A 10,545-nucleotide genomic window follows, 5' to 3' on the forward strand; every position below is an offset into this window, starting at 1 on the left:
CACCCCCCCGGGCCGCTCGTCCCCCCGGCCCCCGGCCTCTCCTCGCGCCCCAGCCCTGCAAATGGGTCACACCGACCGGCACTCCTTAAGCAATCGCGCCTGCGCAGCAGCAAAATACCGGCGAGCAGCGCTGCGGCGGCCCATCCGGCGGTCACGCCGAGCCCGGCCCACGGGCTGATCGGCAGGCTGTCGAGATCGGTCGTGGCCTGGATGGCGAGACCCGAGCTCATCGGCGCGATCTTCCCGAGCCCTCGCTGCCAGCCCGGGTCGCTGACGGTCTGGGCGATGATCGGGACGATGTACAGCAGGCCGAGCACCACCCCGAGGCCGGTGGCGGTGTCCCGCACCACGGTCGTGACGCCGAGGCTCAGCAGTCCGATCAGAATCAGATAGAGGACCGTCCCGAAGACGGCGCGCAACGTAGGTCCATCGGTCAGGGAGAGCGCCCGGTCGCCGAAGCCGGGCAGGATGAGCCGCCCGGCGAGCACTGACCCGAGGACAGCGATCGTTCCGGCGACGGCCACGACCCCGGCGAGGGTCACGGCCTTGGCCGTGAAGACGGTCACCCTCCGCGGCACCGCCGTCAGCGAGGTACGGATCATGCCCGAGCCGTACTCCCCGCCCATGATCAACACGGCCAGGACGGCGACCAGTGCCTGCCCTACGTACACGCCCGTCAGGCTGAGCCTGGCCGTGTCGCCGCCGCAGCCGCTGGCCGTGCAGCTCACCACCGACGTCGCCCCGGCTCCCAGGGCCACTGTCGTCGCGACGGTGCCGAGCAGGAGCAGCAGCGGGCTCGTGACGGTCCGCACCTTCGTCCATTCCGCGTGTAGCGCGAGTCTCATGCATCCCTCCGGCTGAGCAGGAGGGACGCCACGACCAGGCTGACGATCGCATAACCGGCCAGGACGGCGAGACCAGCCCACGGCGCGAGCGGATAGTAGCCGTTGTAGGGCGTGTAGTGGCTCATGACCTGTCCGTAGGGTTCGAGCGTCTGCTGGACCGCGAAGGCCGCTCCCGGTGTGACGCGGGCCAGCCAGTCGGCCGCGCCCGCGGGCATGAACGGGATGGCGATCAGGATGTAGGGCAGCACGATGGCCACGATGACGCTGGTGACCGCGCCCGCGCTGTGCCGGAAGATCGCTCCGAGGGCAAGGGCGAGAACCGAGGCGATCGCGAGCAACCCCGCGGTGCCGAGCGCCACCCGGAGTTCGGTCCAGGAGGACATCGGGAAAATGTACACACCGTTGGACCGTGCGAGCTTCTCGCCGAGGGGAATCGCCACCAGCGTCCCGGCCAGCCCCGCGACGAAGGTGACTCCGCTCAGCACGATCGCCTTGGCCACCAGCACCCGGCTCCGTTTCGGGCTTGCGGCCAGGGTGAGGTGGATCATGCCATTCCGGTACTCCGTGGTGATGAACAGCGCTCCGACCACGATCACCGCGATCAGCGCGGCGAACGAGCCGGTGAGGATGTCGCGGAGTGTCCCGCCGGTCGGCAGCGTGTCTCGTACTGCCGGTGCTATGTCGCCCGAGCCGGTGACGGTGAATCCGCTGCCAGACCGGGCGAATGAGCCCGTTGAGCCCTCCGGGTATCCGGCGAAGGTGGGTGATTCGGCGCCGACCTGCTCGCCCGTCCACTCTCCCCGTCCACCCCCCGCCCAGCCTCCCTGGAACCGGACGTCTCCGAAGGTGGCCGTTGAGATGCTTCCTGCGGAGCCCAGACCCTCGACTGCGGGAGGCGAGGCGACGAACAAGCCGACCTGCACGATCGATCCGAGCCCGTTCACCCGCTCGGCGCCGACCTTGGTCCAGTTCGTGCCATCGGCCGAGGCGTGGCCGGTGACCGTGTCGCCCGCACGGTCCAGCCGCAGCCAGCGGGCGGGTTCGGCGGGGCCGGCGATGTCGTTGACGTAGTCGTACTGCATCCGTACGCCGTGTCCGCCGGTCGCCATGATCGCCGCATAGGGCGAGCCCTGGCGGGTGGACTCCTTGACGATGAGCCCGGCCTTCGACCAGGGCACACCGCCAGGCCGCAGGTCACCTGTGCTCTTAGGGATTCTGCTCTCGAGCGAGGCGACCGAGACGATGACGCTGCCGTCGCCGCTCAACGGCTGGCGGAGGAAGTAGAAGCTGTCGGTAACCGGTCCTCCGCCCGGTCCGATCGGCGCGGGCTGCTCGCCCTCCTGGTTACTGCTGAACCCGGCGAGCATGGCCACCAGCACCATCAGCACCGCTGCCAGCAGCATGCCGCCCATCCAGCTCTGGACGGTGCGGAACTTGGTCCACTCGGCGTGCAGCAGCTGAGGGAAACGACCCCGCCCTGCCTTCTGGCCGGGCGGGCGGGACGTCATGGTGGCGGTCACCGTGCCGCCTCCGTGGGAGCCGCGGCGCGAAACTCGACCGCGTTGCGGGTGACTTCCATGTAGGCCTCTTCAAGGGTGGCCCGGTGCGCCGCCACCTCGGAGAACGGCACCTCGCCCGCGTTCAGCACCTCGACTATTCGGTCCGGGGCCAGCCCCGACACGGTGACGGTGTCCCTGTCTATGGCCGCGACGGTGGCTCCTGCCTCCGCGAGGAGCCGCATCGTGTCCTGCGGGCCGGAGGTGCGCACCGCGACCCGGTTCCCTGACGCGGCTCCGATGAGGTCGGCCACGCTGGTGTCGGCGATGACCTTGCCGCGCCCGACAACGACCAGTTGGTCGGCCGTGTCCTGGAGCTCGCTCATGAGATGGCTGGAGACCAGGACGGCGCGGCCCTGGTCAGCCAGCGACCGCAGGAAGCGGCGGATCCAGATGATGCCTTCCGGGTCCATGCCGTTGAACGGCTCATCGAGCATCACCGTCGCCGGATCACCCAGCAGGGCCCCGGCGATTCCGAGCCGCTGCCGCATACCGAGTGAGTAGCCGCCGGCCTTCCGCCGGGCCGCCGATCTCAGGCCGACCAGATCGAGCACCTCGTCTACACGCCGCGCGGACAATCCCTGGGAGTGCGCCAGCCAGAGGAGATGACCACGGGCGCTCCGGCCAGGGTGCAGCGCGGCGGCGTCCAGTAGCGAGCCCACGTGGCTCAGCGGCTGCCGGAGCGCCCGGTAGGGCTTCCCGCTGATCAACGCGGTGCCCTCGTTGGCCGAGTCGAGTCCGACGATCACGCGCATCGTCGTTGTCTTCCCCGCGCCGTTGGGGCCGACGAAGCCGGTGATCCGGCCGGATTCGACGCCGAACGTCATTCCGTCCAGGGCCACCGTGCGCCCGAAGCGCTTGCGGAGACCGGAGACCTCAATGGTTGCTGCCATACCCGTCAGACTAGGAATTTCGGCTGCGGCGAACATCACGTGGCAGTGCCATCTTCGCCCTCGCTGGTACGGGCGACGCCGCGACACGGTGTCCCCCTTGCGAGCTACGCCGAGCCAGTTCCGCGGACGGCGTTCGGGATCGAGCCCCGAGGAAGCTCGAATGCAAGCGGGAACGGGCAGAATGCAGGTATGGGCCTGACGGGTGGCGACGGGGCGAGAACGGAAATTCAGACCGGACCGGATCCGCAGTTCCCGGCAGTGGCGGGCGGCCTGCTGGGCGCCGCGGCGACGGCCGAGTCCGTCGGGCGCGCCGTGGTCTCCGGCTGGAGCCTCTCGAATGCCGTGGTCTTCTGCCTGCTCGGGCTGGCCGGGACACTACCGCTGGCCTTCCTGCCACCTGCCGCAGCCGCGGCCGGTATCTGCGCAGCGGCCATCCTGTCACTCGCGGGCGTCCACACCCTGGCTGCCGCCGCCCTGTGCGCCACCTTGATCGCCTTCTACCGGCTCAGCCGGGTAGGCCCCCGATACGGATGGGCCCTGCTGCTCGCTCCGGTCGCAGTCCTCGCGTTTCTCGTGCTGTCGCTGCTCGGCCGACCGGAGCGCGAGGTCGCGATCATCGCCGGCGTGCTGGCCTCGCTGGCACCGGCCGCCGCATGGGCCGGTTCCGTCCTGCGTGCGCACTTCGACGCCCAACAGCATGGGGCTGCCCGACAGGCCATCATGGGTCGCCTGACGGAGCACACCGCCCGCGGCGAACGCGCGCGCATCGCCCGTGAGCTGCACGACGTCGTCGCCCACCACATCTCCATGATCGCAGTCCTAGCGGAGACGGCCCGGCTGACCACGTCCGGAATGCCCGCCGCCGGGGCGCAGCGGCTGTCGGAGATCGGCGATGCCGCGCGGGCTGCGCTCACCGAGATGCGCCGGCTACTCGGCGTACTCCGCGAGGACACCGAAATCAACGACGACGAGGATCGCCACCCCCAACCCGGCCTCGGCCAGCTCACCGACCTGCTCGATGGCGTACGTGACACCAGCGGCTCGGGGATGAGACTGATCATGCGAGGACGCCCGGTGACCCTCGAACCGAGCGTCGAACTGGCCGCGTTCCGCATCGCCCAAGAGGCCCTGACCAATGCGCTGCGACACGCACCGGGCGCCGCAGTGGACGTCGAGCTGGCCTACACGGAGGAATCACTGCTTCTGTCGATCCGCGACAACGGGCCGGGACCGCTTGAGGCGGTGTCCGGCTCGGGGCATGGACTGCGGGGCATGCGTGAACGCGCCGCAGCGGTCGGCGGCGAGCTACGCTCCGGATCGGCGCCGAACGGCGGTTTCCTCGTCGAGGCCGCGCTGCCCGCCAGGGTGGGTCAGTCCGCGCTCAGCGCGGCGGCCGTCGAGACGGGGAGCTTTCGATGACCGGTTCGCCGGAGGAGATCCGGATCGTCGTCGCCGACGACCATCTGGTGGTACGCACCGGATTCGCCGCCCTGCTGGAGACCCAGCCCGACTTCACGGTGGTCGGTGCCGCGTCCGACGGGACCCGGGTGCTCCAGCTCTGTGCGGATCTCACCCCTGACGTCGTGCTGATGGACGTCCGCATGCCCGGCATGGACGGCATCACCGCCACCCGGCAGCTCACCGGCGCACACCCGGCCGGCACCCGCGTACTCATCCTGACGACCTTCGACCTGGACCACTACGTCTACGACGCGCTCTGCGCCGGGGCCAGCGGGTTCCTGCTCAAGGACGTCACCGCCGAAACCCTCTTCGAGGCCGTGCGGATCGTCGCAAGTGGCGAGGCACTCCTCGCGCCGAACGTGACCCGCCGGCTGATCGCGGAGTTCGCCCGGCTCCGCCCGCAGGCCCCGGACATGCCGACAGCCGGGTTCGGCACGCTCACGGCGCGGGAGACCCAGGTCCTAAGACAGCTGGCGCGCGGCCTGTCCAACCCGGAGATCGCCGCCCAGCTCGTGATCAGCGAGGAGACCGTGAAGACACACGTGAGCCGGATCTTGAGCAAGCTGAAGCTACGGGACCGTACACAAGCCGTCATCCTCGCCTACGAGACGGGGTTGATCGTTCCGCAACCCCGCACCTGACAGCCACCCCAGCTCGATGATCTCCGCAGGTCGGGGGTTCTACCGGCCGGTGTCCTCGCCTGGCCTCGGCATTCGTGAGCGTACGTTCACGAACGAGAAGCGGTGCTCCGGGCAGGGGCCGTGCAGGTCGAGCGCGGCCATGTGCTCCGGGGTGTTGTACCCCTTGTGGACGTCGAAACCATACTGCGGATACGTCTGATGCAACCCCGTCATGATCCGATCCCGCGTGACCTTCGCCACCACGGACGCCGCCGCGATACAGGCGACCGCCCGGTCGCCCTTGATGACGGGCAGCGCGGGCGCTTCCAGTCCGGGCACCCGGAAGCCGTCCGTCAGCACGTAGGACGGCCGTACGGACAGTGCCGCGAGCGCCCGTCGCATCCCGGTGATGTTGCTGCGGTGCAGGCCCACCCTGTCGATCTCGGCCGGAGGGATGATCAGCGCGTGCCACTGGGCCCGGGAGGTGATCTCCTTGTAGAGCTCCTCGCGCCGTTTGGCGGTCAGCAGCTTCGAATCACGCAAGCCGTCGATCTTGACGCCGCCGAGGATCACCGCGGCGACGACCAGCGGGCCCGCGCACGGGCCCCGGCCCGCCTCGTCAACGCCCGCGACCAGGTCGAACCCGCCTCGCGCCAGCGCCCGCTCGTACCCGTACATCCCGGCGTCCTTGCGCGGCGTGAACCGCGCAGACCGCTTGACGCCCGGAATCACCGGCGCCCCCGCGCAGCGACCACCCGCGCCCGAACCGTCCCGTGCCAGCACATACCGGCACCCTACGCCCCCGCACCGACAACCAACTCGCCCTCCCACCAGCGGGAGTGGGTTTCAGCGGCGGCGGCGGAGCAGGCGGGTCAGGGGGAAGGCGGCGGCCAGGGCCAGAGGGAGGGGGGTGTAGGGGAGGAGAGGGGAGGCCAGGCCGGGCTGGGTGAAGGTGGAGGGGATGTGGAGGAACTGCCCGTGGGGCAGAGGCCAGACGACGATGAAGGCGCGGCCGATGACGTTGGAGATCGGGATGGTGCCGCTGCCCTTGTCGGCGCTGTGGCCGCGGGAGTCGTAGGAGACCTCGCGGTGGTCGCCCATCACCCACAGGCGGCCCTCGGGGACCACCACGTCGAACTTCCGGTCCGACGGGACGTTCTGCTCGCCCGTGGCGGGATCGGTGTACAGGTAGGAGGTCTCGTCCAGCGCATGACCGTTGACGGTGATCCGGCCCGTCCCCGGCTCGCAGCAGACAACGTGGTCGCCGGGGACTCCGATGACGCGCTTGATGTAGTCCTTCTCACCGGGGACGACGCCGAACGCCGTGCCCACGCTGCGCAGCACCTTGCCGACCGGGTTGGACGGCTGTTCGAGCTCGACCTCCGGATCCCAGCTGTCGAGGCCGTTGAAGACCACGATGTCGCCGCGGGAGATGTCCCGCAGCCGGTAGACGACCTTGTTGACCAGGACCCTGTCGCCGATCTGCAGCGTCGTCTCCATCGAGCCGGACGGAATGTAGAACGCCTGGACGATGAACGCCTTGATCACCAGGGCCAGCACCAGCGCCACCCCGATCAGCAGCGGCAGCTCCTTCCAGAACGACGGCTGCCGCTTGGCCTCCTCGCCCGCCGGCTCCCCATCCTCCGACGGGGTCTCCCCGCCGCCCGATCCGCCCGTGCCGCCCTCGTCGCCCCGCGAGCCCGCGCCGCCACCGGCCCCGACGGACTCAGGACCGACCTCCCCGACCAGCCCAGAAGACACCGAACCACCCTCCCCCGAACCCATGACCGCTCCTTCTCCCGAGCCCACCGGACCCCCGTCCACCGAGGCCGTGTCGCCCTCACCCGGACGCGGCGGATCCTCGACGCCTTCGGCCGTCCCACGTCCGGAGCCCGCCGGATCCCCCGGCGCACCGTCCGAACCCACCGGGCGCCCGCCCTCCGCCGGCCCGGCCGCGGCGGAAGGCGGCGACGCGGGGCCGTTGAGGAGGGTGGCGGGAGAGGGGGTGGTGCGGGTGGGGTCGGGGTGCACTTCGCTCCGATCGGCTCCGGTGGTGGCCGGATTCTGCTCCTCGCCAGTCATTGGAGGACGAGCCTAGCGGCGGGGCGCGGTGGTTGCGGGACACGAAGGTCGAGAGGGAACCAAGAATGACGAAACGCCCGGTCGGGCGGAAGCCTGGACTTCGCCGGGCGGGCGTTCGCGGGGAAAAGGACACGGGCGGCGCCTCGTGAGAGGTGCCGCCCGTGGAGAGCGTGACGTGCCGGTGAAGGCTAGAAGTCGCGCTTCTCCTTGATGCGGGCCGCCTTGCCGCGGAGGTTGCGGAGGTAGTAGAGCTTGGCGCGGCGGACGTCACCGCGGATCGCGACCTCGAGCTTCTCGATGGCGGGGAGGTTCAGCGGGAAGGTCCGCTCGACACCGTAGCCACCCTTGGAGATCTTGCGGACGGTGAAGGTCTCACGGTTGCCGCCGCCCTGACGGCGGATGACGACGCCCTCGAAGAGCTGGACACGGCTGACTTTGCCTTCCGTGATCCGGACGTGCACCTTGACGGTGTCACCGGGGCGGAAGTCGGGCAGGTCCGACCGGACGGCGGCCAGCTCGATCTCACGGATCAGAGTGTGCATAGGAAATCCTTGCTGTATTCGCGGGCAGCGAGAGGCCCCAGTGTGAAGATGGGGGCGTCATGCCGCGATGATCAAATCGCCTGATCCGTCGGATCCGGCGAGCCGGTCTGCGGGCAGACCGGCGGCGCACCACACGGGTGACACTCTAGTTTGCCACATGACCTGGGTCGGCGGCCAAATCCAGCGTATCCAGCAGCTTGCGATCATGCTTGTCGAGGGAGGCGGGATCGAGCCGTGCGAGCAGATCGGGCCGCAGGGCGGCCGTCCGGCGGAACGCCTCGTCCCGCCGCCAGCGCGCGATCTTGCCGTGGTGGCCGGACATCAGGACGTCCGGCACCTCCTGGCCGCGCCACTCCTTCGGCTTGGTGAAGACGGGCCCTTCGACGAGGGTCTCCATCCGGCCGGGCGCGAACGAGTCGTCGGTCACGGATTCGAAGTTGCCGAGCACTCCGGGCACCAGCCGCGAGATCGCCTCGATCATCACCAGGACGGCGACCTCTCCCCCGGCCAGCACGTAGTCGCCGATCGACACCTCGTCGACCTGCACGACGGACGCGTAGTGCCGCATGACCCGCGAGTCGATGCCCTCGTACCGCCCGCAGGCGAACACGAGGTGCGACGCCGTGGCCAGCTCCCCCGCGACGGCCTGGGTGAACGGACGCCCCGAAGGGGTCGGCACCACGAGCCGTGCCCCGGGCGTCAGCAGGTCGTCGAGGGCCTCACCCCAGGGGGACGGCTTCATCACCATGCCGGGCCCGCCCCCGTAGGGCGTGTCGTCGACGGTCCGGTGCCGGTCGTAGGTCCAGTCCCGCAGGTCGTGGACGCCGAACGACAGCAGCCCCTTGTCGGACGCCTTCCCCAGCAGGGAGGCGGACAAGGGGCCGAAGTACTCAGGAAAGATCGTGACGATGTCGAAGCGCATTATTCGAAGAGACCTTCGGGAGCGTCGACGATCAGCCGTCCGCCCTCGAGATCGACTTCCGGCACGAGCGCCGACACGAACGGGACCAGCTGATCACCGGCGGGAGTATCGATGACGATCAGGTCCTGCGCGTGGTGCAGGATCTCCTTGATCGTGCCGATGGTCTCGCCCGCGACCGTCACGACGGTCAGGCCGATCAGTTGCTGATCATGGAAATCGTCGGGGTCCTCCGACGGAACGATCTCCGCCGAGTCGATGACGAGCCAGATTCCGCGCAGTTCCTCGGCGCGGTTCCTGTCGTCGACCCCGGTGAACCGGACGATGAGACGGCCGGAATGCCATTTGGCGTCCTTGACCGTCAGAGGTCCGGCGGACGCCGGATCCGTGGCGAGCACCACTCCCGGCGCGAACCGGGTGTCGGTGTCGTCCGTGCGGACGTCGACGGTGACGTCGCCACGGATTCCGTGCGCTTTGCCGATGCGGCCCACTACCAGTTGCACTGGTCAGCGAACCTCGTTGACGTCGAGCAGGTCCACTCGGACATAGCGGCCGCCCGAGAGCGCCCCCAAGACCGTGCGGAGGGCCTTCGCGGTACGCCCGCTCCGGCCGATGACCTTGCCGAGGTCTTCGGGGTGCACGCGCACCTCGAGGACCCGGCCACCACGAATCCGCTTGGCGTTGACCTGAACATCGTCAGGGTGTTCGACGATGCCGCGGACCAGGTGCTCGAGCGCTTCTTCGAGCACTTAGGCCTCGCTCGGGGCTTCGGTGGACTCGGCGGCGGCCTCCTCGGCCTTGGGCTCGGCCTCAACCTTGGGCTCGGCCTTGGGGGCCTTCTTCGCCTTCGGGGTGGGGGCGTCGCCGAGGTCGGCGGCGGCCTTGGCGGCGGCAGCGAACACCTCGGCCTTGTCGGCCTTGGGCTCGGCGACCTTGAGGGTGCCCTCGGCACCCGGCAGGCCCTTGAACTTCTGCCAGTCACCGGTGATCTTGAGGAGCTTCTCGACCGAGTCGGTCGGCTGGGCGCCGACGCCGAGCCAGTACTGGGCGCGCTCGGAATCGACCCGGATCAGAGAAGGGTTCTCCTTCGGGTGGTAGATGCCGATCTCCTCGATCGCGCGACCGTCGCGCTTGGTGCGCGAGTCGGCGATGACGATGCGGAACTGCGCGTTACGGATCGAGCCGAGACGCTTGAGCTTGATCTTGACAGCCACGGGTGTGGTAACTCCGGTTTCATAAAAGGAGAGCCGTTACGTCCAAGGTGGGGACCCGGAAGTTCCGACTCATGGACTGCCAGTCACGCCAGGACGAGAGAGGGCGCCCGACGGACTAGGTTTCCAGCAAGCCATTCTGCCAGACTCCGGTGACTACTCCGTCACCGGAACCGCGCATTCCACCCCGGCCAGCCGACCGGAAAGCGCCGCGACGGCCCCTTCGACGGCGCCCAGCCTGCGCTGCACCCCCGAGACCCGTGCCGCGACGTCGGCGATCTCGCCGCGCAGCGCGGGCTGTTCCGACTCCAGGACGCCGAGCCGCCGCGCGACCTCGGCCAGTTCCGCCAGCACGGCCCCGACTCCCCCGCCCACTTCGGACAGTTCCTCGGCCGCCGCCCCGAACCGCGCGTCGA

The 10,545-nt window shown here is 69.6% G+C and carries 13 protein-coding genes; 2 read left to right on the forward strand and 11 right to left on the reverse strand.

Annotated features, from left to right (window positions below; translation table 11 throughout):
* From ACYVE7_RS20485 to ACYVE7_RS20495, 3 genes are all read right to left on the reverse strand, one after another.
* Positions 1 to 845: hypothetical protein (locus ACYVE7_RS20485; protein WP_460366570.1), on the reverse strand; the 845-nt coding region annotated here is incomplete at its 3' end.
* Positions 842 to 2,365 carry an ABC transporter permease gene (locus ACYVE7_RS20490; RefSeq protein WP_460366571.1) on the reverse strand — a complete coding sequence of 508 codons (1,524 nt, stop codon included), beginning with the start codon at positions 2,363 to 2,365 and terminating at the stop codon, positions 842 to 844. The genes ACYVE7_RS20490 and ACYVE7_RS20485, both read right to left, overlap by 4 nt.
* Positions 2,362 to 3,330, reverse strand: a complete 969-nt coding sequence (locus ACYVE7_RS20495; protein ID WP_460366572.1) for an ATP-binding cassette domain-containing protein — start codon at positions 3,328 to 3,330, stop codon at positions 2,362 to 2,364. Before ACYVE7_RS20495 ends, ACYVE7_RS20490 begins: the two co-directional genes overlap by 4 nt.
* 153 nt (positions 3,331 to 3,483) lie before the next feature.
* Between ACYVE7_RS20495 and ACYVE7_RS20500 the strand changes: the two genes are divergently transcribed.
* Both ACYVE7_RS20500 and ACYVE7_RS20505 read left to right on the forward strand, forming a co-directional pair.
* Entirely contained in the window at positions 3,484 to 4,713 is a 1,230-nt protein-coding gene (locus ACYVE7_RS20500) for a sensor histidine kinase (protein WP_460366573.1), read from the forward strand.
* Entirely contained in the window at positions 4,710 to 5,396 is a 687-nt protein-coding gene (locus ACYVE7_RS20505; protein ID WP_460366574.1) for a response regulator transcription factor, read from the forward strand. The genes ACYVE7_RS20500 and ACYVE7_RS20505 overlap by 4 nt, the downstream gene beginning before the upstream one ends.
* A 39-nt stretch (positions 5,397 to 5,435) precedes the next feature.
* Here ACYVE7_RS20505 and ACYVE7_RS20510 read toward each other — a convergent pair whose 3' ends face one another.
* The 8 genes from ACYVE7_RS20510 to ACYVE7_RS20545 form a co-directional block, all read right to left on the reverse strand.
* Positions 5,436 to 6,158, reverse strand: a complete 723-nt coding sequence (locus tag ACYVE7_RS20510; RefSeq protein ID WP_460366575.1) for a ribonuclease HII — start codon at positions 6,156 to 6,158, stop codon at positions 5,436 to 5,438.
* Positions 6,159 to 6,221: 63 nt separating this feature from the next.
* On the reverse strand, positions 6,222 to 7,457 hold the full coding sequence (lepB, locus tag ACYVE7_RS20515; RefSeq protein WP_460366576.1) for a signal peptidase I: 1,236 nt from the start codon (positions 7,455 to 7,457) through the stop codon (positions 6,222 to 6,224).
* 188 nt (positions 7,458 to 7,645) lie between these two features.
* Positions 7,646 to 7,999: a 50S ribosomal protein L19 gene (gene rplS / locus ACYVE7_RS20520; protein WP_460366577.1), complete on the reverse strand. Its 354-nt coding sequence runs from the start codon at positions 7,997 to 7,999 to the stop codon at positions 7,646 to 7,648.
* A gap of 145 nt (positions 8,000 to 8,144) precedes the next feature.
* Positions 8,145 to 8,921 (reverse strand): tRNA (guanosine(37)-N1)-methyltransferase TrmD, encoded by a 777-nt coding sequence (gene trmD / locus ACYVE7_RS20525; protein WP_460366578.1) that lies wholly within the window; start codon positions 8,919 to 8,921, stop codon positions 8,145 to 8,147.
* On the reverse strand, positions 8,921 to 9,421 hold the full coding sequence (rimM, locus tag ACYVE7_RS20530) for a ribosome maturation factor RimM (RefSeq protein ID WP_460366579.1): 501 nt from the start codon (positions 9,419 to 9,421) through the stop codon (positions 8,921 to 8,923). Before rimM ends, trmD begins: the two co-directional genes overlap by 1 nt.
* A gap of 3 nt (positions 9,422 to 9,424) precedes the next feature.
* Positions 9,425 to 9,667, reverse strand: coding sequence for an RNA-binding protein (locus tag ACYVE7_RS20535; protein ID WP_460366580.1), 243 nt, complete (start codon positions 9,665 to 9,667; stop codon positions 9,425 to 9,427).
* The gene (gene rpsP / locus ACYVE7_RS20540; RefSeq protein WP_460366581.1) at positions 9,668 to 10,132 is read right to left on the reverse strand and encodes a 30S ribosomal protein S16; all 465 of its coding nucleotides are present in this window, start codon (positions 10,130 to 10,132) and stop codon (positions 9,668 to 9,670) included.
* Between the two features lie 153 nt (positions 10,133 to 10,285).
* Positions 10,286 to 10,545, reverse strand: a 260-nt coding sequence (locus ACYVE7_RS20545) for a hypothetical protein (protein ID WP_460366582.1), incomplete at its 5' end; no start/stop codon positions are given.

The sequence above is a fragment of the Actinocorallia lasiicapitis genome, from assembly GCF_054778695.1.

Coding starts and splice junctions, on each gene's coding strand:
- rplS (WP_460366577.1), bottom strand. CDS start 7,999: ATGCACACTCTGATCCGTGAGATCGAGCTGGCCGCCGTCCGGTCGGAC.
- ACYVE7_RS20500 (WP_460366573.1), top strand. CDS start 3,484: ATGGGCCTGACGGGTGGCGACGGGGCGAGAACGGAAATTCAGACCGGA.
- lepB (WP_460366576.1), bottom strand. CDS start 7,457: ATGACTGGCGAGGAGCAGAATCCGGCCACCACCGGAGCCGATCGGAGC.
- ACYVE7_RS20495 (WP_460366572.1), bottom strand. CDS start 3,330: ATGTTCGCCGCAGCCGAAATTCCTAGTCTGACGGGTATGGCAGCAACC.
- trmD (WP_460366578.1), bottom strand. CDS start 8,921: ATGCGCTTCGACATCGTCACGATCTTTCCTGAGTACTTCGGCCCCTTG.
- ACYVE7_RS20505 (WP_460366574.1), top strand. CDS start 4,710: ATGACCGGTTCGCCGGAGGAGATCCGGATCGTCGTCGCCGACGACCAT.